Source organism: Nocardia sp. NPDC001965 (assembly GCF_053594175.1).
This window is the reverse complement of record NZ_JBSFDZ010000002.1, coordinates 47,880-73,569: the sequence shown is the minus strand read 5'-3', so window position 1 is coordinate 73,569 and position 25,690 is coordinate 47,880. Positions and strand designations below refer to the sequence as shown.

The following is a 25,690-nucleotide window of genomic DNA, read 5'->3' as shown; positions in this document are numbered from 1 at the left end:
GTCCGGAAGTTTGTGTGAGATTAACCCAAAAACGGTTCCTTGCCGGATATTTCGGTCAGTACGAGACGGACGCTACACAACGGCTCCGAGGCGGCTGGTACGTTGCTTAGGTAAGCCTAACTAATTAAGGAGGCCGGATGGCCAGGAAGCGCACGACCATGACCGTCGCCCGGACGGAGTGGCTCGCCCCGCATATGGTCCGGGTGTATCTCGGCGACCCCGGATTCGACGATTTCGATACGAGCGCGTTCACCGATGCCTACGTGAAACTGCTGTTCGATCGTCCGGACGGCGAGGTCATGCGCACATATACGGTCCGCTCCGTGGACAGCGCGGCCCGAGAGATCGCCATCGATTTCGTGGTGCACGGTGACGAGGGGGTCGCGGGTCCCTGGGCCGCGGCGGTCCGGCCCGGGGAACAGGTCACCTTCTTCGGCCCCGGTGGTGCCTATGCGCCCCGCGCGGACGCCGACTGGCATCTGCTCGCCGGTGACGAGGCCGCGCTACCGGCCATCTCCGCGGCGGTCGAGGCGCTGCCCGAGGGAGCACCGGCAAAGGTTTTCGTCGAGGTCGCCGATTCCGCCGACGAGATCGTGCTCACCTCCAAAGCGCTGGTCGACGTCACCTGGGTGCATCGCGGCGGCGCGGCCCACGAGGTGGGTGACGACCGCGCGGGCGACAATGCCCCGCTGATCGGCGCGGTCCGCTCGGCGCCGTGGCTGCCGGGCCGGGCGCAGGTCTTCATTCACGGTGAGGCGCAGGCCGTGATGCACAATCTGCGCTCCTATATCCGCAAGGAACGCGGCGTCTCCGCGGAATTCGCGTCCATCTCCGGATATTGGCGCCGCGGCCGCACCGAGGAGAGCTTCCGGGTCTGGAAGCGGGAACTCGCCGAGGCCGAGACCGCGGGGTAGCCGGCCCCGGCGCGCTCAGCTCGCCGGGCAGTCCGCACCGTTGGGGATCGGCAGGCAGATCCCCTGCGTCGCCGACAGCAGTAGTCCGGCTCCGAGCACGAGCGCGCCCAGGGCGACGGCCAGGAACACGACCACCCAGAACAGCCCGGGCAACCGGGTCAGCCGGGCGAGCTGGTCGGCATCGGTGGTGCCGTCCCGCATCCGGGAACGGGTGCGCTGCAATTCCAGTACCGGCCGGCTTCCGGCGAGCAGCAGCAGCCAGGTCGCCAGATAGGCGAACCCGGCCTGCAGGGCGTCGGACCCGAACCAGGACACCGCGAAAACCAGTGCGCCGGTACTCACCACCGAGACCACGCCGTACACATTGCGGATCATCACCAGCATGACGGCCAGGGCGGCGATCGCGATCCACAGCATGAGCGTTATCCGCCCGGCACCCAGCAGCGCCGCGAAACCGAGACCGACCAGGGGCGGCGCGGGGTAACCGGCCAGCGCTGTCAGGATCATGCCGAGCCCGTACGGTTTTCCACTGGAGACCGTGAGTCCCGATGTATCCGAGTGCAATGTGATGGCATTGAGGCGACGTCCGCTCAGCAACGCGACCAGTGCGTGCCCGCCTTCGTGCGCGATGGTGACCACATTGCGGGTGATCCGCCACAGGGGCCCGTACCCGACCAGTACCAGCGCGACCACCGCGGTGGCGAGTACCAGCCAGGGCGGCGGTGCCGCCTGGGTCGTCGTGAGCCGCTCCGCGATGGAACTGCTGCGGTCTATCAGATCACCGGTATCCACCGCCGCACCTTAACCGGGGGGAGCGGCGGGGCGCTCGTCGTAGGGCCGGGTGCAACGAGCGGGCCGTGTCGGTGGGGGACTGCACGAAGTCGAAGTATGTGTTGATGGGACGTCTCACTATCTTTGCCGACCCGCGTTCCGAGGTGGACCGAAGTCCGGTCGATGTGTCGTCCCGCACCGGGTGGGTAACTATACGTTTGTCCATATCGGTTGCCGGTCGCTGGTGGAGGGAGCACGTATGTGCACGAGTGGGCAGTCCGACCGTGGACCCGAGGATCCTCGGGAACTGTTCGACGTGCCGGAACCGGCCGAGTTGATGCGTATCTGGTCGGCGAACAGTGTGGACCCCGAAACGACCGAGCGGCCGGGAGCGGATTTCGAGACGGTATTCCGGGTGGGGCTGGGTCTGGCGCTGGCGCTGCTGGACGATTCGGACCCCTCGGGGCGTCAGGTGCTGGCGCGGCTGGAAGTGGCCGCCGCCCGCTGGGCGCGGGAGGAAGTTCCCCTCGAGATCATCCAGCACGCACTGCACGAGGGTGTGAAAAGTGGTCTGGGGCTGCGTGGTCCGGCGGCACCGCGGACACCGGCCGTCCCGGCCGACAATGTGGACGGCTGTTTCGTGGTCGATGTTCTCGACACCCTGACCACCGCGGTGTCCCGGGCCTATGTGGCGCAGGTGCGCAGTGGACGGAAGCGGGCGTGACCGGTCAGCTCGTCCGGTAGCTCCGCGCCACGAGCGCGGACCGGAGATACCACAATCCCGACGGCTGCGTGGGGTCGAAACCGGTGAGCTGGGCGACCCGCTTCAGCCGGTAGTCGATGGTGTTGGTGTGGATGTGCATGAGACGCGCCGTGCGCTGCCGGTTCAGGTTGTTGCTGATATGACGCTGCAGGGTCTCCAGCAACTCCGGGTGGTCGTCGAGCGGATCCAGCAGCGAACCCAGATACTCCCGCCCGGGCCCGGGCCGGGTGAGCTGGTATTCCAGCGCCATATCGTCGAAGCGGTACAGGCCGGGCACACAGTCGAGCCGCTGCACCATATCCAGCAGCTCATGGGCCTGATCCGCCGCCGAGGGCACCTCCGCGGTGGGTGCCTCCACCACCGCGGCACTGATCGGGACCTGCGCCGCCCGCGACACCTGAGCGACCAGATCGTCGAGGGCCTCGCCGGTCAGGATCTCCGACGGCAGCAGCACGGTGCCGCCGTCCACACTCAGCAGTGAGAGCGCCGAATCCTCGCAGCGGGTCGCCAGCTCGGCCTGGACCCGGCGTAGTTTGCGCCGGGCCACGACCTTGCCGTCGAGGGCCGGTACCGCCTCGTCGGGATGTGCCGGAATGGCCATCGCGAGGACGGTGTAGGCGGGCGCGATCTCGATCCCGCATTCCCGGGCCATGGTGGAGGTACTGTGCCCGCCCAGCAGCGCGGAGGTCAGTGTGTGTACGGCGGTGTGGTGTTCGCTGACCACCGAGCGCAGTTCGCGGACATAGGCCATGGAGATGCAGACGGTCATCTTGTCCAGCATCTCGACCACCAGCTTGGCCCCGTCGACCAGAGCCGAATAGTCGGTGACCGTGGCATTGGATACGACCAGGTCCAGGCCGAGCCGGAAACCCTCGTGCACGGCGTGGTGGATGGTGTCGATCGGCACCCCCTCACGTGCCCAGCCGGCCGCGGCGTTCTCCAGCCGCCGCGTCTTCTCCGGGATGTCCTTGCCGTCGAGCATGCTGACCGCGAGTTCGAGACAGGTGCGGGTGATGGTGGTGACATCACCGTGGATGGCATCGCCGGGCAGCGTGCCGCAGGGAACCACGTTCTCCACGAAATGGCCGACCATCCGCCGGGACAGTTTGCGCACATCCTGGAGCGGGGCCGACATGGGCTGGCCGGATAGCGTCAGCTTCGTTCTGGTCGAATCGACGGTCATGCTGCTGACTCCTTCTACCCCTCGGTGGCGAGACTGGGGCTCAACAGTAATGATCATGTGTCGGATCGTGGGTACGTTTACCGGCGCCACTGGACGACCGTGCACGGTCGAACCATCTGCCTTGTGACCGTTCACAGTGGTCCGGGTTATGGTCGAACAGCCTGCTCAGACAGGAAACGCGGGTGCAAGGGTGCTTGCCGCATGTTCGGCCGCGGCGCAGGCGCTCGCGGTATCGCCGGGGGCGCTGTCCACCCGGACCCGGATCACGCCGCCGCCAGCGGTCGGCAGGGCGATCGTGCAGGTGGTCGCGGTATCGGCGGATCCGGTGTGCAATCGCCGGCCGGTCCGGTCCCCGACGATGACCTCCGTGCTGGTATCCCCGGTCCCCGCCACCTCCTCCGGCGACCCCGTCGTGGTGAACAGGACGCGCAGCGCGGCCCGGTCGCTGCTCCACCCGCAGCCGGCCCAGCCGGGTTCGGTGGCGACATCGCGCCGGATCGAACCGGCGGCGAAACCCGATTCGGCGAGCAGATCGACAGGCAGTCCGCAGGGGTCCCAGACGGCCGCCGGATCCACGGGTTCCGCGGCCTCGCCGCATCCTGCGAGGAGGATCCCGGCCGCGGCGAGCGCTCCGCCGAGCAGAATCCGCGGGCGGACCCGGCGGTCGAGATGAGGTACCGGTGCTCTCATGCCGCGGATGGTAACCACCGATTCCGCTGTGTCACAGCCACTCTGTGCGGGCTCACAGCGGCCCCGCGTACGGCGTTGCTCCACCGCACAACGCGGTCCCGGCCGGTCCTGACGAGCTGTGGTGGCGCCGGGAGCGGGGAGTGCTGCCTCGCCGGACGCACGTGCGAAGCGTCCCACCATATGGAAAATCGGCGGCGGCTCCAGCGGCGCGGGGAATACGGTGAGGCGGCGATCGGGTTGATCTTTCCGGTCCTGCGGAGAACGAGGTGTGGTAATGGTGGCGGAGACGGTGCGAACCGATGTGGGGCTCCGCTCCGAGCGTGGCGCGATCCTGTGGTCGCTCATGCTGGCCACCGGGCTGATCGCCCTCGACTCCACGATCATCGCGACCGCGGTCCTGACCATCACCGAGAGCCTGGGCGGGTTCGCCCAGTTCCCCTGGTTGTTCTCCATCTATCTGCTCGCCCAGGCCGTGACCGTACCCGTGTACGGCAAGATCGCCGACACGGTGGGCCGTAAACCGGTGATCCTCTTCGGTATCGCGGTCTTCGCACTCGGCTCGCTGCTGTGCGGGCTCGCGGGCAGCATGCTGTGGCTGATCGTGTTCCGGGCCGTGCAGGGTATCGGCGCGGGCGCCATCCAGCCGATGACCATGACCATCGCCGGCGATCTCTACAGCCTGGCCGAGCGCGCGAAGGTGCAGGGTTATCTGGCCGGTGTCTGGGCCTTCTCCTCGGTGCTCGGGCCGCTACTGGGCGGGGTGTTCGCCGAATATGTCGGGTGGCGGTGGATCTTCCTGGTCAACCTGCCGTTGTCGGCGTGGGCCGGATGGATGTTGTTGCGCCACTTCACCGAAACACCTTCGCGTGCGCGCCGCCGGGTGGACTATACGGGCGCGGTTCTGCTGACCTCGGGCGCCGGGGCGATCATCCTCGGCCTGCTCGAAGGCGGACACGCCTGGGCATGGGACGCGCCGGTGAGTATCGCGATCTTCGCCGGCGGTGCCGCTGTACTGGTGGCGTTCGTCCTGGTGGAACGCCGGGCGGCGGATCCCGTGCTACCGCTGTGGTTGTTCACCCGGCGGATGGTGGTCGCCAGTTCCGCGATCTCCGCGCTGGTGGGCGCGCTGCTGCTCGGTCTCACTTCCTATGTGCCGACTTTCACCCAGGGCGTGCTGGGCGCCGGGGCGGTGATCGGTGGTCTGACCGTCGGGGCGCTCACTCTCGGCTGGCCGGTCTCGGCCTCCCAGTCCGGCCGGGTGTATCTGCGGATCGGTTTCCGGCGCACCGCCCTGATCGGCGGCGCCACCGCCACTCTCGGCGCTGCCGGCACCCTGTTCATCGGCCCGGGAACGAGTATCGCGCAGGTGGCGGTCACCTGTTTCGTCATCGGACTCGGAATGGGGCTGGTGGCGAGCCCGACGCTGATCGCGGCGCAGACCAGCGCCACCTGGGGCGAACGCGGCGTGGTGACCTCGGCGAACATGTTCGCGCGGTCCATCGGCAGTGCGGTGGGAGTCGCCGTATTCGGTGCCCTGGTGAATTCGCGGGTGGGCGATACCGGCACCCCCTCGCCCGCGGTGCTGGCCGAGGGGGTGCATCTGGTGTTCGTGGCGGTCGCGGTAATGGCCGTGGCCATCGTGATCGCCTCCGCGTTCATGCCCGGTGGCCGCGGCGAACCCGGCCACCGGGAGCCCGTCACTCCTGCGGCGTGAGCACCTCGACTCGTTCCCCGGCATCGAATTCGATGACCTGGTGGACGCGGGAATCACCTACCGGTCCCAGATCGGCGACCACCACCTCGCCCCGCTGGGCGACCGACTCCACCAGGGCTTCCTGCGGGTGTCCGTCCGATCCGGCGATGAGGATGCGGTCGCCGACCTCCAGCGCGTCCGCCCGGACGCCGCTGTCGATCAGGCGCGGCGTGAACACGCCGCAGTAGGTGCGGCCGGCGATGTCACCGACGCCGCGCTGGGCGATCGTCCACCAGACGGGGCTGGTGCTGTCGCCCGCGGATCGGCGATGCCAGCGCAGCACCCGGTCGCGGTCCGCTTCGGCGGCGGCCCGGCTCATATGTACCGAAACATGACGGCGCACAGGCGCACTCCGCGGTTTGACGGTGCCCGCGGCACCGTCGACCACCAGGATCCAGTTCGCCGACTGTTCCTGATCGCGTGCCGCGTTCACCCGTTTGGCCAGTGCCTGGCCCGGAGTGGCACCGAGCCGGTCGGCCACTTCGGCCATGTTCTCCGCGAGACCGAGAGCCCGCAGGAAGCCGGCCACCTCGATTTCGGCGGTATCGAGCCGCTGGGCCAGCACCGGCATCGGGGTGCGATCGCGCCACGCGCCGCGGGCGATGTGCTCGTGTTCGGTGAGCCAGAGCGCGGAGGGGCCGTGCCGATGGTGGTCCATCACCACCGACCACCAGTCCCATTCGGGTTCGGCCGCCATCCGATCGCGGATCCAGCGGGCCCGATCACCCGCTCGTACCTTCTCCTCCGGCGGAACGAAATTCCGCAGGGCCGCCTGGACGGCGGAGGAGGTGCGACCGAGTTCGGCGGCGATCTCGGGCAACCCCTTACCCGCCCGCAGTTCCACCGCGATGGCCCGGTATTCGGATTCACGCCACGACGTCCCGTGCTGACGCGGCGGCAGCAGTCGTTCCTGTCCGATTTCACTCATCACAGAACCCCCGGTTCCGAAGCGCCGGAAGGGTGTGTCACGCGGCCGGTTCGGCGACCGCCCATAACCCCTCCGACTGTGTCCTACCTGCATGATTCTACGTGGGGGGTCCGACAGAAAACGGCCCGCCGGCACCGCTGCGGGCCGGGACGGTGGAGAGAATATCCGTTCGGGCGCAATGGGTTCGGTGCGTCCAGGGTGGCGAGTCGACCCGGCTCGGCCCACCGGTCACAGTGGACCGAGCCGGGTTCGTCGGTTACGGGGTGGAGTAGCCGATGAGCGCGCCGACGCCGGCGCCGATCGGAATGGTGATCAGCGCACCAACGCCGCCCAGGAAGAAGCCGAGCACGGCACCGATTCCGCCGCCGATCAGGGCGCCGATCCCGGCATTGTGCAGTTTGCGTGCCTCGGTGTCCGGATCGGCCACGAGCTGCGCGATGTGCTGTCCGGCCGGGGTGGACGCATCCGGTGTCAAAGTGAGTGTCCGGCCGTCGGCGGAGATCGCGGACGCCACGGCTGCGGTCTGCCCCGCGGCGGCGACGCCGAGCGGCAGGGTGGTGACCACGCGGCCCGACGGATCCGCCAGGGTGACGGCCGCGCCGTCGGCGGTGAGCGCGAAGCTGCCGGCGTCGAGAGTCGTGACGATCGCGGTGCCCGCTTCATTCGGTGCAACGACATAGCCGACCCCCTGCTCGGCTCCACGTACGGCGACCTCGGTAGCGACCGGTTGTGCCTGCGCCGTTCCCGCGGCGACGCCGAGGGCGCCGATCGAGAGCAGCGCGGTGGCGGCGAGTTGCTTGATTCTCATGGTGTTCCCCACTTGTTCTGCCGACGCGACCGCGCCGACGGTCCCCAGGAAGCCGGATCTCGGCTCGGAACCCATTCTCACGGAACAAGATCGGGCGGACAATGCTTTCGTGGAATTACCACTCCAGTGAATTCCGGTTCACCGTGGGAGTTTTCGGCAGCGCCCGTACGTCGCGCGCGCGAGCTGCGGTGTAGGTGATTTCGGCGGATCACGCGCGTATGCGGCGGGACGTCGCACCGCCGCATACGCGCCTGCCGCTACACGTCCAGGATATGGGGAAGCCCGGCCCGGAACCGATCCGCGTCGAGCCGCTTCGCCGGCTCGAAAGCGGGTAGCGCGACCAGCGGGAACACTGCCGCGTGCGGCGCCGGATCGTCGGCGGCGTCGATGATCGCGTTGGCCGCCGACCGGCCGGATTCGTTGGCGCTCTCCATGGTCGCGAGATCGATATTGCTGCGTACATGATCCCCGCCGAAGAAGAGATTGGGAACGGCGCAGTGCGCGGTCGGCCGATGATCATAGGAACCCACGGTATTGACCAGCAGCGGAGTTTCGTTGTGGGTGGTGCCGCCGGACCAGCTGACTCCGGGATCGAGATGCCAGGAATGGATATCCTCGTCGCGCAGCCAACCGGTGCCGGTGTTCAGCCACATCTTCAACTGTGCCCACACCTCGGTCGCGATTTCCTGGGCGCTGCACTGCTTGGCGGGGCGTCGATGGAGAATTCCCGGAGTATCCCAATCGGAAATATCGACAGAAAAGCATTCGGCGACCGACCCGTCACCGTACTGGGTGGAGAAATCACCGACCCACATGGGCGCCTGGCGCAATGCGGTCAGCGCCCACGGCGACCCGAGCGCCGCGATATGACCTTCCGAAAGATCGGTGGGACGGCGCAGATAGAACTGGATTCCCACCATCCAATCGGTGAGCAGTTCACGCATACCGGCCAGCTGCGGATCGGCGGCGAGGATCCGGTCGTCGAGCAGCGGCACGGTTTTGTCCACCGGCATGGCGCAGATGTAATGGTCGGCGACGACCGATGAGACGGCACTGCCGTCGGTGACGGTCACCGACTCGATCCTGCCGTTCGCGTAGTCGAGCCGGCTCGCGCCCTGACCCATCACGAACTGCACACCGCGCGACCGCAGATAGGCCACCCATGGGTCGATCCAGGCCGTATTGGTCGGTCGGTTCAGGATCCGGTCCACTCCGCCGGAGAATTCGGGAACCAGCCCGGTGCCCGCGAGCACCAACGCTTCGCCGATGGTGCCTATCGTGCGCGCCGAACTGAGATGAGGTTTCGCCGCGACGGTGATGCGGGTCAGCGCGTTGACCAGATATTCGCGGTAGGCCCGGGATTTCCCGTCGGCGCGCATGATCTGTTCCCAGGTGAGGTATTCCCACTGCCCGAAGCGGCGTTCGGGACTGGAGGTGAACCACATCAGCATCTGTTTGGCGAAGAAGGCCAATTCGTGCGGGGGCAGCTCCGGGATGAAACCGAACGCGCCGATGATGCTGTTCTGCAGGCGTTCCGGTGTGAGCTGATCGAGGGCGCCGATCTCCACCGGGGCGAAGATCGGCGGTTTGTCGCGGAACCCCGCCACGGTTCCCTCGACCCGGATCAGATTGTCGAGCACTCCGTTCGGGTTGCCCGGAAACGGAATACGGCGCATGGTGTCGGGAATGTTCTGATAGCAGCCGGGGAAGAAACGGAATCCGTGCTCACCGGGCAGATCCGCGCGCCCCCCGGCGCCGGTGCCGGGGACGGGCATGCTCCGGGCCTTTCCGCCGAGGTAGGCGGGTTCGTAGACGGTCACCCGGAAGCCGCGTTCGATGAGTTCGTGGGCGGCCGAGAGACCGGCCATACCACCGCCGAAGACGGCGACCTCCTTCCCGCCGGTGCGTAGGCCCGGGGTGCGGCGGCGGGGTGCGGCCGCGGCCGCGGTACCGCCCATCGCCGATCCGGCCGCGAGGACCGCGGCCCCGGCGAAAGCGCCGCGCAATGCGGTGCGCCGGTCGATCGAGGCTGACTTCTTCGGCAGCTGATCCGACATCGTGTACTCCTGGTCAAGCGGTGGCGGTACCGGTGGAGGATGGGGGGACGGCGTGCGGAGCGCCGCGCAGTGTGGTGCACGAGGTGTGGAATTCGTGTGCGGTGGTGACGATCTCGCGGGCCAGATCGGCGAGTACCGGCCGCGGGTCACCGCGGTGGTGCCACAGGGCACCGGCGGTGAGCCGGGCCATGCGGGCCGGGGTGTAGAGCTCGGCGGGGCGCCGGGTGCGGGAGAAGATGCCGGTCGTGATCGCGGCGAGATCCCGGTCTCCGGTCGCGGTCCGGTACAGCTCCACTTCCAGTGGGCTCATCTCGGTGCCACGGGCGAGTCGGTTGGTCCAGTGGTAGATCTCGCGGCATTCGCGGACCCGGCGGCGTTCCCACGCGGCGACGGCGCGGTCCAGCCGGACCGGATCGTCGAGCGTCGGTGCGACCACCTCGGCCAGCAGGCGGCCGTAGTGGAGTGCGTCGCGGATGCCCTGGGCGGTGACCGGATCCTTGAAATGGCCGGCGTCACCGGGCAGTGCCCAGCCGGGGCCGCCGGCCGGTCGGAAGTAGGAGACGATATCGGTGGCCGACCGCACCCGGCCGATCTGCTCGCAACCGCGGAGGCGTTCGCGTAACGGTGGGATCCGATCGAGGGCAGCGTGATAGCGGCGTTCGGCATCGCCGGGGCGTAACTTGCCCGCTTCGGCGGGTGGCTGCACCAGACTCAGCAGCAGGCCGTCGTCGCACGGGAACGCAGTGCCCAGATCGGTGCCCACCCGCCATTGGGCGGCGGTACCGCGCCATTCGCTGGACGCGTCGCGCCAGTAGGCGAAGTAGCAGTCGCGGCCGCTGGGCTCGGATTCGTACGGGTCGAGAGCACCGGCGAGTTTCGCGACGGTGCTGCGGCGGCCGTCCGCGCCGATCACCAGCGCCGCACGGATCTCGGCCGGGCGGCCGTCGGCATCGGTGTAGCGCACCCCGGCGCAGCGCGCACCGTCCCAGACGAGCTCGGTGACCCGGCATCTCTCGCGAATATCGGCACCGGCTCCGCGTGCGGCGCGCACCAGGGCGTGATCGAGTCCGGACCGGCGCACACAGAGGGTGTAGTCGATCCCGTCGACCTGCGGGAATTCGCTGGCGATCGCATATCCGGAACCGGCCGCGTAGGCCTCGGTGAGCCGGGGCGCGCCCAGTTCCGTGACGGCCTCGAGCGCGCCCAGCCGGAACAGTTCCGCGACACCGGCCGGCCACAGCAGGTGGGTGGAGAGGGTGTCGGAGGGGAACCGGGCGCTGTCCAGCGCGATGACCCGGCGGCCCGCGCGGGCGAGGGTGGCCGCTGCGGCGGAACCGGCGCACCGGGCGCCGACGACCACGGCATCGGCTTGCTCGACCACGGTGGGGGAGTCCATGGGTACCGCCTCGGTCATCGAGTCTCGGACACTATGTCCGATTGATGGTGCGGTCCGCGGGCGGGATTGTCAACTGGCTGAGCGGCACTGTCCCGCACAGTTTTCCGTGCACCGTACCGGACCTGCCGATCGACACCGGATCGGCGGAGCGGACCCGGTTCCGGTGCCGGGGCGAGCGGCGGAAGGCGTCGCGGCGGGCACAATGGCCCCATGCACCTCCAGAGCCGATATCCACTGCACCGCACGAGCGATCCGGCGGGTGCGGGATGCCCTCGCTGACCCGGACCCCGCGGTCCGCCCGGAAACCGGACGAGGACCGCCGGGCCGAATTCGAACAGCGGGTTCTGCGCGCGGTCGAGGAGCTGCTGGCCGACGGAACACCGTTCACCGAGATCGCGGTACAGAAAATCGCTACCACAGCGCAGATGGCCCGGTCCACCTTCTACCGGTACTTCCCGGACAAGAGTCAGCTGTTGATCCGGACGGCGGATCTGGCCACCGCGGATATGTTCGAGGCCGCCGAGCGGTGGTGGGGCGCTGAGCACGCCGATCGGGAGGCCGGGGTCCGGCGCGCGATGAGCGCGATGATCGCCGGGTTCCGGCGGCATCGCTACCTACTGCTGGCGTTGAGCGAGGTCGCCGCCTACGACCGGGATGTGGGCGCCTACTGGCGGGCTCGGGTGGCGACCTTCGTCGATCTGGTGCGGATCCGCCTGGAAGCGGACCGGGCGGCCGGCCGCGTCGCACCGGAACTGGAGCCCGCGGCGACCGCGCTGGTCCTGGCGGCCATGGTCGAGCGCTCCATCACGACCGCCTTCGCGGTCCGGACCGGGATCAGCGATGCGGAATTGGCGGCTGCGCTCGGCCGGTCGATCTGGCTGGTCGTCTACGGCGACGCCCCGGCCGCCCCGGCGTGAGTTTCCGCGCCGCCCGGATCGGGCGACGCCGCGGATATACCGGCCAGGCGGCGCGCGGCGAGGACCACGGCGCAACGCCGCTGCTCGATCCGCTCGGCCGGGCCCGGACCCGCGTGCACGGCTGTGGTGCGGGCCAGTTCGGTGAGCATGCGCAGCAGCATCGGCGCTGCGATATCGGCGGTGATCACGCCCTCCCGTTGCCCCCGGCGGATCTCCGCCAGTTTGGGGTCGACAGTACGGCGCAGGACCTGTTCGATCCGGTCGTCGGCGGGCTCGAGATCGGCCCATGCCTGTAGCCGGGCGTTCTCCGGATGCGTCAGGAAATGGTCGAAGAGCCTGCCGACGTAGCCGGGTAGGTCGTCCGCGCGTAATGCGGTCTCGGCGGTGGTCTGCCGCGTCCACTGTTCGGTGACCGCCGCGTAGAGCTCCGACTTCCCAGGGAAGTACGCATAGAGACGGTCCTTGCTGGCCTGTGCGGCCGCGGCGATGCGGTTGATCCGGGCGCCCGCGACACCGTACTCGGCGAATTCCGCTTTGGCGGCCGCGAGGATCCGGTCCCGGGTTGCCTGGCCTGCCGCGCGCATACCGCGAATCCTATCTTGCCGAACCGGATGGTTCGGAACTATGGTCGTTGCCGAACCAGATGGTTCGCCGAATTCAGTCGATGGGACAACTATGAGCGCGGACAAACCACGGTGGCAGCAGCTGCGGGAACATACCCAGGGCGTATCGGTGACCGAGCTCGACGATCTGTGGGCCCGGCTGCGACCCGCCCGCGCCGAGGAGATCCTGGGCCAGTGGCGGGGTGATGCGTTCCAGACCGGTCATCCGCTCTGCCGGGCCCTGCCCAAGAGTCGCTGGTACGGCAAGACCTTCCATTCGCTCGGCGACGCGAAACCCCTCATCTGCCGGGCCGAGGACGGCACCCTGTTCTCGAATGTCGAACTGGGACAGGGCGAGGCGACCCTGTGGAACATCGAGTTCCGCGGAGAGGTCACCGCCACCATGGTCTACGACGGCCGGGCCGTGTTCGACCACTTCAAATGGCTCGACGACACCACCCTGATGGGCATCATGAACGGCCGTCGGGAGCTGGTGCTCGCCGACGGCGAGTACTTCTACTTCCTGCTGGAACGGGTATGACGGTGCAGACGACGGCGGTGCTGTCCCGCGACCCGGCGGCGCCGTTCTCGTTGGAGACGGTGGACCTCGACGAACCACGGGACGGCGAGATCCTGGTCCGCATCCTCGCGGCCGGTATCTGCCACACCGACCTGGTCAACCGTGCGCTGGGCAAACCGGACCGGCCGGTGTTGCTGGGTCACGAGGGCGCGGGGATCGTGGAAGCGGTCGGCGCGGCGGTGACCTCGGTCGCGCCGGGCGACCAGGTGGTGCTGACCTTCCGGCACTGCGGCGCCTGCCCGAACTGCGTGTCCGGGCGACCGGCCTATTGCCGGAACTCGACCGCTCTGAACCATTTCGGCCGGCGACCGGACCGGTCGGCCCGTGTCACGATCGACGGACTGCCGGTGCGTGACGGGTTCTTCGGGCAGTCCAGTTTCGCCGGATACGCACTGACCACCCCGGACAACACGATCGTCGTCGACCCGGCGGCTGATCCGGCCGTGGCTGCCTCGTTCGGCTGTGGATTCCAGACCGGCGCGGGTGCGGTACTGAACGCGTTGCGGCCGGAATCCGGGTCCTGGCTGGCGATCTACGGCGCCGGTGCGGTGGGATCGGCGGCGCTGCTGGCCGCCCGCACCCTCCCCGGGGTCCGGACGATCGTGGTGGAAACCGCCGCGCCGCGCCGCAGATCGGCCCGAGACCTGGGTGCCGACGAGGTGCTCGACCCGGCCGCGACCGATACGATCGCCGCGATCGGCGAGATCACCGGTGGCGGCGCGACGCACGCGCTGGACACCACGGGTTCGCCGAAAGTGCTCGCCGACGCCTTCGCGGCACTGGGCACCGGTGCCACGGTGGTCGCGGTCGGGCTCGGCGCGGGTGTCCCGCAGATCGATGTACGCGATCTGGTGTTGAGCGGCAAAACGGTGCGCGGTTGCCTGGAGGGCGATGCCGTACCGGCCACGTTCATTCCGCGGCTGCTCGATCTGCACACCCGCGGATTGTTACCGGTGGACCGGCTGGTCACGCGCTTTCCGTACACCGAGATCGAGAAGGCGCTCGCCGAGCAGCATGCCGGATCGGTGATCAAACCGGTACTCACCTGGTAGCCGCCGCCCCGGTTCAGTGGCCGGATACCTCGGCGACGAAATCCGTTCGGACGCCGAATATCCCGAGGTCGTATCGGAGGTTCATTCTGCACAGGGCCGGGTGGGCAGCGTCGTTCGCCCGGTGTGGGTTCCCCGGCAGTGCAGGAAGGCCGATCGCCGTGCCCGATTCCGTGCCGATCCGGGACTGTGTCGCCGAATTCCTGCGCACCCATTGCGATCTGGAACTCGGTGATATCCCGCCCGCCGCCACCTCCTGAACCGGCCGCTACGCCCGCCCGCCCGGTCGTTTCGCCGGTCGGGATGCGGTTCCGGCCTGTCGTATCGGATGCCATGGTCCGGACCGATCGTTCCGGCTCACCCGGTCGGTCCGGCCTCGCCTTCCGGGCTGTTCGCGGAATCGCCGGTTCGCGAGGAATTGTCCGCGGCGGGGGAATCACCCGGCGGGGCTGCCTCGGCCGCCGGCGGTGCCGTTGCGGGTTCGTTCGCTTCGGGCGGGGTGGATTCGCCGGGTGCGGTTTCGTCACCGCGAGCGCCGGGTCCCGCGCTGCTGCCGGCCGCGCCGGGGGTGGCGGTATCGCCCTCCAGTGTTTGCGCGTGCTCGGAGCCGGGAGTGCCGGCGCCGGTGCCATGCTGGTCCGCCTGCGGGACTGCGCCCGGTTCCGGGGCGTTCCGGTACGGCCCGAAGTGCAGGAAGAGTCCGAAGGGTGATTGCATCCCCGGGCCGGCGGCCGCCGGTGCGGGAGCCAGGGCGATGGCGGGCGCCGCGAGGCCGGCGAGACCGGCTATCGCGACCGAGATGCGCCGTGCTGTTCGTGTTCCCACGTAAAACCTCCCAGGTGAGTGATCGGTTTTCGTTGGTGCTGAAACAGTCGAGCAGCCCGACGCTAGCGCGGGCGCGGCGCCGGAGCACGCCGCACGGCGGGCGTGTCGAAGCCGTGTTGTGACGGATCGGTGACCCTGCGGGACGGCGGCCGGTCGATGGGGCCAAATGGATGCTGATCGAGTGCTGGGCACCGCGTGCAGCGCGTGTCGCGTACACGACACGCCGCTCCTCACCGGCCCGACCAGAAGAATTCGGTGAGTCTGCTCCCATTGTGCGCCGATTTGCGCTTCAATAACCGGTCGGGTTCGGCTTTACGGAATCGGCATTCGTCGCCACCGCATATACCGGCATCCGAGAGGGGCACGACCAGATGAGCACGATTCTCACTGCACTGCACGACGGCCTTCCGGCATTGCACGACCACTACGCCGTACTCGCCCAGCTGGGCAATCCCAGCCCGGAAGCGCCCCCGCTGTCGGACAAGATCATCCAGATGACCAGGTACCTGACCTGGTTCGTCCTGTTGTCCGGGGTCACCTCGATCGTCTTCGGCGGCGGCAAGTTCGCCTGGGAGAAGTGGAACGGTGGTGCGCTGACGGCTCCCAAGCAGATCGCGGGAGCCATGGCCGGCGGCGCGGTGGCGACCAGCGCCGGGACGATCATGAACGCCATCATGAGCTGATTCCGGCGGATTCTCCGTATCGGCCGCCCGGGCGGGATCGAGGACCCGCGGTCCACTCCACCGTCGGTAGTGCGCACGGCACCGGTGAGCGGTGGAGGTTCGCCCGGCGGCCCGATGCTAGATTCGGGGCGTGTACTCCGGTCTCGCGGGCACGTTGGTGCGCTGGTTGTTGCCGGTCGTGCTGGCGGTGGCCGTTTCGGGGATGCACCACCTGCCCGCCCGGGCCGGCGGTGCTACGCACCATCCGGTGTCCGCCTCGTCTTCGCTCGTATCGGCGCCCGTTCCGGACCTGGAACGGGCGCACGACGAGACGGCGGCGTGCTGTGCGCGGTCGCTGGAAGCTGTCCCGGCGGTTTCGCGGGACGATGCTCCGGCCGGTCACGACACCGGTCACGATCTGTTGCACCTGTGCCTGGCCATCCTGATCGCGGCACTGGCCTCGGTACTGATCTTCGCGGCGCTGCGCCGGTACCTGTTCGCCACCGAACCTCGGTGCGCGGGAGTGTTCCGGCCCGGAGCCCTGGCTCGGCCGCCGCCTGTTCCGATCTCGCGGCGCCTGGCAGTTCTGGGCGTGTTGCGGCTGTGATCGACGCCCGCCGGACCCGTATTCGCGGGTCGCGGCGCTGCTTCGTCGTACGCAACACATCCGAACTTCCAGGAGTAGACCATGATCAGCAAATCCATCACCGGGACGGCGCTCGCGATTCTGACCGCCGCCGTCGTCGTGACCGGCTGTACCGACAGCGGTGATACATCCCCCGCGGCCGATACGGCCGCCACCTCGGCTGTCGGCGGTACGGCCACCACCTCGGTGGCCGGTGACCACAACCAGGCCGATATCCGTTTCGCCGAGGAGATGATCCCGCACCACCGCCAGGCGGTGGAGATGGCCGCGATGGTCCCGTCGCATACCGAGAATCCGGAGGTGATCGATCTGGCCGCGCGCATCCAGCAGGCGCAGGACCCGGAGATCGCCACGATGGCCGGCTGGTTGCAGGCCTGGGGTGTCGCCGAGCCCGAAACCGGCGGGCATTCCGGGATGGACCACGGGTCCATGCCCGGAATGATGACCGACGAGCAGATGTCGCAGCTCGAGGCGGCCCGGGGTCCGGAGTTCGACCGGATGTGGCTCACCATGATGATCGCCCACCACGAAGGCGCGGTGCGGATGGCCGAAACCGAACTGGCCGAGGGCGTGAACCCTGATGCCCAGGCGCTGGCGCGGCAGGTCATCGACGCTCAGCAGGCCGAGATCGATCGGATGCGAGCCTTGCTGAACGGCTGATAACCGGTGGTCCGGCGCTTGTGGCGACATATGCGCCGGACCTCGGGAGCGTCCGCGGTGGTGTCGTACCCGCGAGGCGTCACCCTATCGTGAAATACCCCCGAGGGGTATGGTTCGGGGTATGGCGAGCGAACGTGGATCCGAATACACCCGGCACGGTGGTGTCCCCGGGGCGCCGGAGACGCCCGGCGGCGCCGGAACGGAGTTCGCCGGCTCCGTGCCCGTGAGCGGGTATGTGGAGGACTCCGCCGGTACTCACGGTGCACCCGGCGAACACGGTGGGCCGGCTGTGCACACGGGCCACGGTGGGCACGCCGGGCACGATCGGCATGCCGCTCAGGGTGGGCGCGGCGGTCACAGTCGGCACGGCGGTCAGGGTGAGCACGGCGGTCACGGGGACCACGCGGCGATGTTCGGCCGATTGTTCCGGTGGATGCTGCTGCTGGCCGTACCCGTCGTGGCCGCCGACGCGATGTTCGCCGATCTGGTCGGTTATTCGGTTCCCGCGGCACTGGTGTGGGTGTCGCCGGCACTCGGCACCGTGATGTATCTCTGGGGCGGGCAGCCGTTCCTCACCGGTGCCGTATCGGAGATCCGGACCCGGCGCCCCGGCATGATGCTGCTCATCGCCCTCGCCATCACGGTGGCCTTCCTGGCCTCATGGGGCGCGGTGCTCGGGCTGGTCTCGCACGAACTCGACTTCTGGTGGGAACTCGCGCTGCTCATCGTGATCATGCTGCTCGGGCACTGGCTCGAGATGCGATCGCTCGGGCAGGCGTCCAGCGCCCTGGAATCACTGGCGGCGCTGCTGCCCGACGAGGCCGAACGGGTGGACGAGAACGGTACCGTCGTCGTACCCGCCGGTGACCTGGTCCCGGGAGATCTGGTGGTCGTCCGGCCGGGTGGGCGCGTTCCCGCGGACGGCACGGTCGAATCCGGCACGGCCGCGGTGGACGAGTCCATGATCACCGGTGAATCCCGCGCCGTCCGGCGGGAGCCGGGAGACCGAGTGGTCGCGGGCACGGTCAGTACCGATTCCGCGCTGCGGGTCCGGATCACCGCGGTCGGTGCCGATACCGCCCTGGCCGGGATCCAGCGGTTGGTGGCGGAGGCGCAGAACTCTTCCTCGCGTGCCCAGGCACTCGCCGACCGGGCCGCGGGGTGGCTCTTCTGGTTCGCCTCCGGTGCTGCCGTGCTGACCGCGCTCACCTGGTTGCTGCTGGGGCAGCCGGAATCGGCCGTCACCCGGACCATCACCGTGCTGGTCATCGCCTGCCCGCACGCCCTCGGGCTCGCGATCCCGCTCGTGATCGCCCTGGCCACCGAGCGCGCCGCGCGCGCCGGTGTCCTGATCACCGATCGGCGCGCGCTCGAGGCGATGCGTACTGTCGACGCGGTCCTCTTCGACAAGACCGGCACGCTGACCGAGGGCGCCCCCGCGGTGGTGGCGGTCACCGGGACACCGGCATTCGACGAGAACGCGGTTCTGGCGCTGGCCGCTGCCGTCGAAGGCGACAGCGAACATCCGCTCGGCCGCGCCGTGGTCGCCGCTGCCGCGGACCGGACCCTGGATGTTCCGGCCGCCACCGGTTTCACCGCTCGCAACGGGATCGGCGTGACCGCGACCGTGTCCGGCGCAACCGTCGGTGTGGGTGGGCCGGGTCTGCTCGCCGAATACGGGCTCACGCCCCTCGCCGGAACCGGTGAACGGTCGGCGGCGGGATCGACCGTGCTGCACGTAGTCCGGGACGGTGCGGTGATCGGCGCGCTGGCCGCGGCCGATGCGGTGCGGCCCGAATCGGCGCAGGCGGTGGCCGCGCTGCACGCCCGAGGCATCCATGTCGCGATGATCACCGGCGATGCCGAGGCCGTCGCCCGGTCGGTCGCCGGCGAACTCGGTATCGACGAGGTGTTCGCCGGGGTGCTGCCCGCGGACAAGGGCGAGAAGGTGCGGCAACTGCAGGCGGCGGGCCGTACCGTCGCGATGGTCGGCGACGGTGTGAACGACGCTCCGGCGCTGGCCCGGGCCGATGTGGGTATCGCGATCGGCGCCGGTACCGATGTGGCCATCGCGTCCGCGGGTGTGGTCCTGGCCGGTGACGATCCGCGGGCGGTGCTCTCGGTGATCGAGCTGTCCCGCGCGACCTATCGGAAGATGATCCAGAACCTGATCTGGGCGGCCGGATACAACATCGTGGCCGTTCCGCTGGCCGCCGGTGTCCTGGCACCCTGGCATATCACGCTTCCCATGGAGGTCGGGGCGATCCTGATGTCGGTATCCACTGTGGTCGTCGCGCTCAACGCCCAGCTGCTCCGGCGTCTGGATCTACGCCCCGAGGCCGTGTCGGCCGGCTGAGATCTGTTCGCGGGTCAGTCGGCGTCGTCGGAGGTGATTCCGGTGAGGGCGGCGATCGGCGCGACGAGTGTGGCGCTGTCCAGCCCCGATCCGGTCGTCAGCGCGTGCAGCAGGGTGCCGTCCAGGAATATCGTGACCGCCCGGGCGGCGGTGGCGCCGATATGCGGCGTGAGGATATCGACGAGCCCGTCGAACCAGACCCGAGCCAGCGGACGGAGTTCCGGTAGCCGGGTCGCGGCCAGGTACAGCTCGTTGACGGTGAGCAACTGGCCGGGGTGCGCGAGATATTCGGCGGTGAGCCCGGCGAGTGTCACGGGGAGGTCGGTACTGCCGTCCAGTTCCGTGGACCATTGAGCCAGCGCCTCCCGGGTGGCGGTCGCGGTATCGGCGAGGGCGGCCTCGGTGAGGTCGGCGAGATCGGCGAAGTAGTAGGTCGTGGAGCCGACCGGAACCCCCGCCTCGGCGGCGACCAGGCGGTGGGTGAGACCGGCGATCCCGTGCGCCGGGATCAGGGCCCGTGCGGCGTCGACGATGCGTTGGCGGCGATGCGGGTCGCGGGGGGTCAATGCGCCCCCGCGAGATTGAGGGTGACCACCCCGGCGACCACCAGGGCCACCCCCGCGATCTTGGTGGCGGTGAGCGATTCGCCGAGGAAGAGCGCCCCGATGATGACGATGAGGGTGGTGCCGAGCCCGGACCAGACCGCGTACGCGAAGCCCACGTTCATCCCGCGTGCGATGGCCTGGGCGAGCAGGACGAACGCCAGCGCGTAGGCGGTCAGCGACGCGACCGTGGGCCAGAGCCGGGTGAACCCCTCGGTCGCCTTGAGCAGGCTGGTGCCCACGATCTCGGCCACGATGGCCGCCCCGAGCAGTGCCAGCGACATTACCGATCCTCCATGTGTGTACGTTTGTCCATGGACGACAGTACACAAATCTCGGGCATCGACCGGCCCGTCCGTCGCACCACCGAGGTTTCGAGACTCGCCGCACCCCGGGGAGAATGCCGGTCATTCGATCTCTTCCGGGAAGCTGCCAGGCAGAAACTATTATGGCGCAATGGAATCGGGGTGGACGGGAACTCTCACGGTCCTGGCCGCGGTGGGGCTCTTCGCTTTTCTCTGCATCGGGTACGTCAACTACACGGTCAACCGTGACGGCGTGGGTGCGCACGTCTCGTGCCCCGACGACGGCCGCACTTGTACGGTGCGGTTCAGCCGGACGGTGGAGCGACCGACTGCCCTGGTGCAGGGGACCGAGGTGCGGCTGAAATCGGTGGCGGAGCCCGATTTCATCGAGATAGAGGCGGCCCGTCTGTGGGGATGGCTGCCTACGACCACCACTCGCGTCCCCCTCGACGACCGGATCGCATTCGGTGGGTTGGGGGCCCCGTATCTGATCGAGATCGTGGACCTCACGGTCGGCGATATCACTGTCGAGGTCACGATGGCCAACGCCGACGTAGCCGCGTAGCCGCCGGTATATCGAGCGCACCCCGACGCCACTGCCCGTCTGTTCAGCGCACGGGTTCCGTGGGCCGGTTCGCTGAGCTCTCGGGTGATGCAGAGCTCTCGGGTGATGCAACCGGTGCCGGTCGTCCTTCCGGCGTCACTGCTCGGGGCGACGCCGCCGGATGAGCAACAGCAGCAGTACCACGACCGCGGCGCCCAGGCCGAGCAGCACCTGACGTTCGGCGCTGATCCCGGCCGCCGCCATGAGATCGATGGGCTCGGCGGCCGGGCGGGGCTCGAGCCGGGTCACTGTCGCGGGTCCGGTCTGCGCCGCGGCCGGTCCGGCGGCCGCCTCGGGTGCGGTGCCACCGGGCGCGGCAGCGGTGATCTCGGCCGCGAGATTGTCGGCGAATGTGCCGATGAGACTGCCCGCCACATCGGCGAGGGCGCCGCGGCCGAACTGGGCCGGTTTGCCGGTGATCGACAGATCCGTATCGACGAAAACATCGGTGAAACCGCCGGATTCGACCAGCCGGCAGGTGATCACGGCTTTGGCGGTGCCGTTGCCGCGAGCTTCCCGGCCCCCGCCCTCGAGCACCGCCACCTTCGCGGCTGCGTCCTGGGAGACGACCTTGATGATGCCGCTGTAGGTGAGTCCCACCGGACCCAGTTTGACCTTGATCTTGCCGTGGAAATCGTCACCCTCCCGGGAGGTGAGGACAGCGCCGGGGACACAGGGGGCGATGCGCTCCAGATCCAGCAGTACGGGCCAGGCGTCCTCGGCGGGGACGGGGATCTGGAAGGTGTTCTCCAGTTTCATACGCGGTCCTCGGCGTCGGCTTCGGCGGTGGCCTGCGGGTTCGGGGGTATTTCGGAACGGAGCGTGGTGGCGGCGTCGCGGACGGCGCGGATGATGCCCTGGTAGCCGGTGCAGCGGCAGATATTGCCGGACAGGGCTTCCCGGATCTCGTCGTCGCCGGGGTCCGGGGTCTCCCGGAGGAAAGCTGTCGCGGAGACGACGAAACCCGGTGTGCAGAAACCGCACTGCAGGCCGTGGTGATCGCGGAAGGCCTGCTGGACAGGGGAAAGGGTGCCGTCGGGGTCGGCCAGGCCCTCCACCGTCGTCACCTCGGTACCGTCGGCCTGCACGGCGAAGACCAGGCAGGCGCGGACCGCGTCGCCGTCCAGCAGTACCGAGCAGGCACCGCAGACACCGTGTTCGCAGCCCAGATGGGTGCCGGTGAGACCGCAGGTCTCCCGGAGATAGTCGGCCAGTGTGCGGCGGGGCGGTATCCGGTCCCGGCGCCGCACACCGTTGACGACCACCGAGATCTCGATATCAGTCATTGCTCGCCTCCTCTACCGCGCGGCGCCAGGCCCGCGCGACCATGACCGCCCCGATCCGGCGCCGGTAGTCGGCCGAGCCGTGGATATCGGCCGGTACCGAATTCAGTCCCGCTGTCACCGATCGCCCGATTTCCGCGGCATCGATCCCGGTGGCCGGGCGGCCGACCAGTTCGGCTTCGATCGCCCCGGCCCGCAGCGGGGTGGGCGCCAGGCCGATGAGGCCCACTGCGACGTGTTCGATCCGGGAGCCGGCGTCCAGCCGTATCGCGACCACCGCTCCGGCCATGGCGAAATCGCCTGCGCGGCGAGCGAATTCCTCGATGGCGAAACCGGTCCGCCCGCGCCACACCGGAAAAGTGATCCCGGTGAGGAGCTCATCGGACTCCATGGCGGTGCTCCACATCCCGGTGAAGTACTCCGCGGCCGGTATCGTCCGCGGTCCGCGCGGGGACAGGGTGTGCAGCTGCGCGTCGAGGGTGAGTGCCACGGCCGGGTACTCACCGGCGGCGTCGGCATGAGCTATCGCGCCGCCGATGGTGCCGCGGTTGCGGATCTGGAAATGGCCGATCAGCGGGGTCGCGCGATGCAACAGCGGGATATCGCGGCGGATACCCGGGTCCCGGCCGACCGTGGCGTGCGTGGTACCGGCGCCGACCCATACCGTATCGCCGCGGTTCTCGATTCCGCGCAGTTGCCCGAGTCTGCCCAGATCGACCAGATGGTCGAAGACGGCCAGTCGCAGGGCCAGCATCGGCACCAGGCTCTGACCGCCCGCGATGATCTTGGCTTCGTCACCCAGGTCGGCGAGCAGGGTGACGGCCTCCTCCGCCGTGGCGGGCGCGTGATATTCGAAAGCGGCGGGTTTCATGCGGTGACCTCCGGTTTGCCGCTCGCTTCGATCATCGAGACGATGCGGGCGGGGGACAGGGGAAGCCGGTCTATTTCGACGCCGAACGGCGCGAGCGCGTCGGCGACGGCATTGAGAACCGCGGGCGTCGCACCGATGGCGCCGCCCTCGCCGACGCCCTTGAACCCGCCGGGCCCGGTGCTCGGCGTCTCGATATGGCCGAGTTCGATGGCGGGTACCTCGGTCGCGGTGGGCAGCAGATAGTCCAGGAATGTGGTGGCCACCGGGTTGCCGTCGTCGTCGTAGGCGAGGTGTTCGTAGAGTGCGCCGCCGATTCCCTGGACGGTGCCACCGTAGATCTGGCCCTCCACGACATTCGGATTGATCATCGGCCCGACGTCCTCGCTGACGACGAAACGCAGCAGGGTGACGTGCCCGGTTTCGATATCGACCTCGCAGGTACACACATGGGTGGCGTTGGCCCAGATCATCAGTTGATCGGCGCGATGCCGGCCGGTGGCCTCGAGTCCCGGTGGTACGCCGGGCGGGAGCAATTCGGTCTGGTAGTACGCGATCTGGGCGATCTCGGCCAGCGACAGGGATTTCTCCGAATCCGGTACCCCGGCGCGACCGGCCGCGAACTCCACGTCCTCGACGGCGACACCGAGTTGTTTCGCCGCGATGGCGATGATGCGTTCGCGCAGCACACCCGCCGTCTGCCGGATGGCGCCGGCCGCCATCGAACCGGAGCGGCTGCCGTTGGTGCCGCCGCCCTGCGGGGCGACGGCGGTATCGCCCTGGATGGTCTGCACATCGGCGATATCGATACCCAGTGCGTCGGCGGTGAGCTGAACCGCTGTGGTCTCCAGGCTGTTACCGGCCGAACCGCCCGAGAGGTAGACATTGACCTTGCCGGTCGCGGCGATCCGGATGGTCGCGCCCTCGGTGCTCAGAAAGGGGGTGGCGCCGGTGGTCGGCTCCACGTAGGTGCAGGTTCCGACACCGAGATAGCGGCCCTCGGCACGCGCGGCGGCCTGTTCGGCTCGGAAGGCGTCGTAGTCGAGGATCTGCAGCGCCTGTTCGAAGGTTTCGCGCGGCGAACAGTCGGAGTAGGGCATCCCGTTGGGATTGGCGACCGGCATCTCGCCGTGCCCGAGCATGTTCCGTCGGCGCAATTCCACCGGGTCCAGGCTCAGTTGCCGGGCGGCGTTGTCCAGCAGCAGTTCCCGGGACACCGATTCGAACTGCCAGGGGCCGCGATAGGCGACGCGGCCCACCGTGTTCGAGTAATAGGACGCCGTACTGAATCCGGCCTCCGGTACCCGGTAGGGCCCGGGAAAGAGCATGCCGACCGCGATCGAGGAGGTGAGCGGCGAGGGCACCGGATAGGCCCCGACGTTCTGGACATGGTCGATGGTCGCGGCGAGGATATGCCCTTCTTCGTCGAAGGCCATGGCGACCTCGCCGTGTTCGTGACGGGCCATCCCGGCCGCCATCAGGCTCTCCTGGCGGTCCTCGATCCATTTCACCGCGTGCCGGACCGTGCGCGCGGCCAGCATTACGCAGGTCTCCTCGCGCTGCGGTGCCACCTTCTGCCCGAAGCCGCCGCCGGTATCGCGCACGATCACCCGGACCCGGTGTTCATCGATGCCGAGCAATCGCGAACAGAAACCGCGCACCTCGTGTGGCGACTGGGTGGAGATCCAGATCGTCATCTCGCCGGTGGGGGCGGTCCATTCGGCGACCACGCCGCGGGTTTCCAACGGCACCGGCGCGTAGGCCTGCTGATGGATGGTCTGGCGGACGACATGCGGGGCCGCGTCCATGACCGGCGCCAGATCGGCGGGGGCCCGGCCGGCCATACCGCCGGCCGAATTACCCGCGTGCCCGGCGTGGACGAGTTCGTTCGCGGCGGCGGCGGTCTCGTAGTCGACGACCGGTTCGAGGGGGTCGTAGTCGACGATGACCAGTTCGGCGGCATCCTCGGCGAGATAGCGATCGGTCGCCAGCACCAGGACGACCGGATCGCCGACGAAGCGCACTTCGTCTTCGGCCAGTGGTGGCCGGGGCACCTCCGGGAAGCCGGGAGTGTCCAGGGCGTAGGAGATCTCGCTGACCCGGGGATTGAGATCGGCCGCGGTGTACACCGCGATCACACCCTCGAGCGCGGACGCCTCTGCGGTATCGATCGCGGTGATCCGGGCGCGGGGCAGCGGACTGCGGACGAAGCAGGCGTGCACCATCGCGGGGCGGGTGATGTCGTCGACGAATGTTCCGGCGCCGGTCAGCAGGCGCAGATCCTCGATCCGGGGTACCCGGGCACCGACGGCCGCCGGTTTTTCGGTGGTGCTCATCGTCGGCTCCGTCGCGTCGGGATGTGGTGTGGGGCGCTGCGCGCCGGCCTGATTCGACCCATCCGGCCGTTCCTCCGTTCGCGGGATGTCACGGGCACCGGCCAACTCGGGCGCCCGGGGTTGCGGCACGCC

The 25,690-nt window shown here is 68.9% G+C and carries 26 protein-coding genes; 11 read left to right on the top strand and 15 right to left on the bottom strand.

All coding sequences use genetic code 11. The annotated features are described in order from the left end of the window. Positions 1-137 precede the first annotated feature (137 nt). Complete coding sequence (locus ACWCPQ_RS04225; protein ID WP_449894560.1) at positions 138-914, top strand: siderophore-interacting protein; 777 nt, start codon at positions 138-140, stop codon at positions 912-914. 15 nt (positions 915-929) lie between these two features. Here ACWCPQ_RS04225 and ACWCPQ_RS04220 read toward each other — a convergent pair whose 3' ends face one another. Then, entirely contained in the window at positions 930-1,706 is a 777-nt protein-coding gene (locus tag ACWCPQ_RS04220) for a M50 family metallopeptidase (RefSeq protein ID WP_449894559.1), read from the bottom strand. A 238-nt stretch (positions 1,707-1,944) separates the two neighbouring features. Here ACWCPQ_RS04220 and ACWCPQ_RS04215 point away from each other — a divergent pair, with 238 nt between their 5' ends. Then, a complete protein-coding gene (locus ACWCPQ_RS04215; RefSeq protein WP_449894558.1) occupies positions 1,945-2,409 on the top strand; it encodes a hypothetical protein in 465 nt (154 codons plus the stop codon). A 4-nt stretch (positions 2,410-2,413) separates the two neighbouring features. Here ACWCPQ_RS04215 and ACWCPQ_RS04210 read toward each other — a convergent pair whose 3' ends face one another. Then, complete coding sequence (locus tag ACWCPQ_RS04210) at positions 2,414-3,631, bottom strand: PucR family transcriptional regulator (protein ID WP_449894556.1); 1,218 nt, start codon at positions 3,629-3,631, stop codon at positions 2,414-2,416. Between the two features lie 165 nt (positions 3,632-3,796). Beyond that, entirely contained in the window at positions 3,797-4,321 is a 525-nt protein-coding gene (locus tag ACWCPQ_RS04205; protein WP_449894554.1) for a DUF3558 family protein, read from the bottom strand. A gap of 274 nt (positions 4,322-4,595) precedes the next feature. Between ACWCPQ_RS04205 and ACWCPQ_RS04200 the strand changes: the two genes are divergently transcribed. Next, positions 4,596-6,035, top strand: a complete 1,440-nt coding sequence (locus tag ACWCPQ_RS04200; RefSeq protein ID WP_449894553.1) for an MDR family MFS transporter — start codon at positions 4,596-4,598, stop codon at positions 6,033-6,035. Here ACWCPQ_RS04200 and ACWCPQ_RS04195 read toward each other — a convergent pair. The 4 genes from ACWCPQ_RS04195 to ACWCPQ_RS04180 form a co-directional block, all read right to left on the bottom strand. After that, a complete protein-coding gene (locus tag ACWCPQ_RS04195) occupies positions 6,019-7,002 on the bottom strand; it encodes a hypothetical protein (RefSeq protein WP_449894551.1) in 984 nt (327 codons plus the stop codon). The two genes, ACWCPQ_RS04200 and ACWCPQ_RS04195, sit on opposite strands and share 17 nt — an antisense overlap. Before the next feature lie 256 nt (positions 7,003-7,258). Then, on the bottom strand, positions 7,259-7,810 hold the full coding sequence (locus ACWCPQ_RS04190; protein WP_449894548.1) for a hypothetical protein: 552 nt from the start codon (positions 7,808-7,810) through the stop codon (positions 7,259-7,261). 257 nt (positions 7,811-8,067) lie between these two features. Then, on the bottom strand, positions 8,068-9,867 hold the full coding sequence (locus ACWCPQ_RS04185; protein ID WP_449894546.1) for a hydroxysqualene dehydroxylase: 1,800 nt from the start codon (positions 9,865-9,867) through the stop codon (positions 8,068-8,070). Between the two features lie 13 nt (positions 9,868-9,880). Next, the gene (locus tag ACWCPQ_RS04180) at positions 9,881-11,281 is read right to left on the bottom strand and encodes an NAD(P)/FAD-dependent oxidoreductase (protein WP_449894544.1); all 1,401 of its coding nucleotides are present in this window, start codon (positions 11,279-11,281) and stop codon (positions 9,881-9,883) included. Between the two features lie 248 nt (positions 11,282-11,529). Between ACWCPQ_RS04180 and ACWCPQ_RS04175 the strand changes: the two genes are divergently transcribed. Further along, positions 11,530-12,180 (top strand): TetR/AcrR family transcriptional regulator, encoded by a 651-nt coding sequence (locus tag ACWCPQ_RS04175; protein WP_449894543.1) that lies wholly within the window; start codon positions 11,530-11,532, stop codon positions 12,178-12,180. Here the strand turns inward: ACWCPQ_RS04175 and ACWCPQ_RS04170 are convergent. Next, positions 12,150-12,764 (bottom strand): TetR family transcriptional regulator, encoded by a 615-nt coding sequence (locus ACWCPQ_RS04170; RefSeq protein WP_449894541.1) that lies wholly within the window; start codon positions 12,762-12,764, stop codon positions 12,150-12,152. The two genes, ACWCPQ_RS04175 and ACWCPQ_RS04170, sit on opposite strands and share 31 nt — an antisense overlap. A gap of 91 nt (positions 12,765-12,855) precedes the next feature. Between ACWCPQ_RS04170 and ACWCPQ_RS04165 the strand changes: the two genes are divergently transcribed. Together ACWCPQ_RS04165 and ACWCPQ_RS04160 are read left to right on the top strand one after the other, a co-directional pair. Continuing rightward, complete coding sequence (locus ACWCPQ_RS04165) at positions 12,856-13,323, top strand: DUF4334 domain-containing protein (protein WP_449894539.1); 468 nt, start codon at positions 12,856-12,858, stop codon at positions 13,321-13,323. 2 nt (positions 13,324-13,325) lie between these two features. Next, a complete protein-coding gene (locus ACWCPQ_RS04160) occupies positions 13,326-14,414 on the top strand; it encodes an NAD(P)-dependent alcohol dehydrogenase (RefSeq protein WP_449895501.1) in 1,089 nt (362 codons plus the stop codon). Positions 14,415-14,768: 354 nt separating this feature from the next. On the opposite strand, the gene ACWCPQ_RS04155 is transcribed toward ACWCPQ_RS04160, so the two are convergent. Next, positions 14,769-15,236, bottom strand: a complete 468-nt coding sequence (locus ACWCPQ_RS04155; protein ID WP_449894537.1) for a hypothetical protein — start codon at positions 15,234-15,236, stop codon at positions 14,769-14,771. Between the two features lie 371 nt (positions 15,237-15,607). On the opposite strand from ACWCPQ_RS04155, the gene ACWCPQ_RS04150 reads away from it, so the two are divergent. The 4 genes from ACWCPQ_RS04150 (at position 15,608) to ACWCPQ_RS04135 (ending at position 19,560) form a co-directional block, all read left to right on the top strand. Next, positions 15,608-15,919 carry a hypothetical protein gene (locus ACWCPQ_RS04150; RefSeq protein WP_449894535.1) on the top strand — a complete coding sequence of 104 codons (312 nt, stop codon included), beginning with the start codon at positions 15,608-15,610 and terminating at the stop codon, positions 15,917-15,919. 130 nt (positions 15,920-16,049) lie between these two features. Continuing rightward, on the top strand, positions 16,050-16,505 hold the full coding sequence (locus ACWCPQ_RS04145) for a hypothetical protein (RefSeq protein ID WP_449894533.1): 456 nt from the start codon (positions 16,050-16,052) through the stop codon (positions 16,503-16,505). Between the two features lie 81 nt (positions 16,506-16,586). Next, the gene (locus tag ACWCPQ_RS04140; RefSeq protein ID WP_449894531.1) at positions 16,587-17,204 is read left to right on the top strand and encodes a DUF305 domain-containing protein; all 618 of its coding nucleotides are present in this window, start codon (positions 16,587-16,589) and stop codon (positions 17,202-17,204) included. A 433-nt stretch (positions 17,205-17,637) separates the two neighbouring features. Further along, positions 17,638-19,560 carry a copper-translocating P-type ATPase gene (locus ACWCPQ_RS04135; protein ID WP_449895499.1) on the top strand — a complete coding sequence of 641 codons (1,923 nt, stop codon included), beginning with the start codon at positions 17,638-17,640 and terminating at the stop codon, positions 19,558-19,560. 14 nt (positions 19,561-19,574) lie between these two features. On the opposite strand, the gene ACWCPQ_RS04130 is transcribed toward ACWCPQ_RS04135, so the two are convergent. After that, positions 19,575-20,126 (bottom strand): TetR/AcrR family transcriptional regulator, encoded by a 552-nt coding sequence (locus ACWCPQ_RS04130; protein WP_449894529.1) that lies wholly within the window; start codon positions 20,124-20,126, stop codon positions 19,575-19,577. Further along, positions 20,123-20,446, bottom strand: a complete 324-nt coding sequence (locus ACWCPQ_RS04125) for a DMT family transporter (RefSeq protein WP_449894527.1) — start codon at positions 20,444-20,446, stop codon at positions 20,123-20,125. Before ACWCPQ_RS04125 ends, ACWCPQ_RS04130 begins: the two co-directional genes overlap by 4 nt. 172 nt (positions 20,447-20,618) lie before the next feature. On the opposite strand from ACWCPQ_RS04125, the gene ACWCPQ_RS04120 reads away from it, so the two are divergent. Continuing rightward, positions 20,619-21,032 carry a hypothetical protein gene (locus ACWCPQ_RS04120; protein WP_449894525.1) on the top strand — a complete coding sequence of 138 codons (414 nt, stop codon included), beginning with the start codon at positions 20,619-20,621 and terminating at the stop codon, positions 21,030-21,032. Between the two features lie 135 nt (positions 21,033-21,167). On the opposite strand, the gene ACWCPQ_RS04115 is transcribed toward ACWCPQ_RS04120, so the two are convergent. The 4 genes from ACWCPQ_RS04115 to ACWCPQ_RS04100 are packed head-to-tail and all read right to left on the bottom strand — an operon-like array spanning position 21,168 to position 25,558. After that, positions 21,168-21,830: an SRPBCC family protein gene (locus tag ACWCPQ_RS04115; protein ID WP_449894523.1), complete on the bottom strand. Its 663-nt coding sequence runs from the start codon at positions 21,828-21,830 to the stop codon at positions 21,168-21,170. Next, a complete protein-coding gene (locus ACWCPQ_RS04110) occupies positions 21,827-22,357 on the bottom strand; it encodes a (2Fe-2S)-binding protein (protein ID WP_449894521.1) in 531 nt (176 codons plus the stop codon). The genes ACWCPQ_RS04115 and ACWCPQ_RS04110 overlap by 4 nt, the downstream gene beginning before the upstream one ends. Continuing rightward, positions 22,350-23,225 carry an FAD binding domain-containing protein gene (locus ACWCPQ_RS04105; protein ID WP_449894519.1) on the bottom strand — a complete coding sequence of 292 codons (876 nt, stop codon included), beginning with the start codon at positions 23,223-23,225 and terminating at the stop codon, positions 22,350-22,352. Before ACWCPQ_RS04105 ends, ACWCPQ_RS04110 begins: the two co-directional genes overlap by 8 nt. Beyond that, positions 23,222-25,558, bottom strand: a complete 2,337-nt coding sequence (locus tag ACWCPQ_RS04100; RefSeq protein WP_449894517.1) for a xanthine dehydrogenase family protein molybdopterin-binding subunit — start codon at positions 25,556-25,558, stop codon at positions 23,222-23,224. Before ACWCPQ_RS04100 ends, ACWCPQ_RS04105 begins: the two co-directional genes overlap by 4 nt. Between the last annotated feature and the right edge of the window lie 132 nt (positions 25,559-25,690).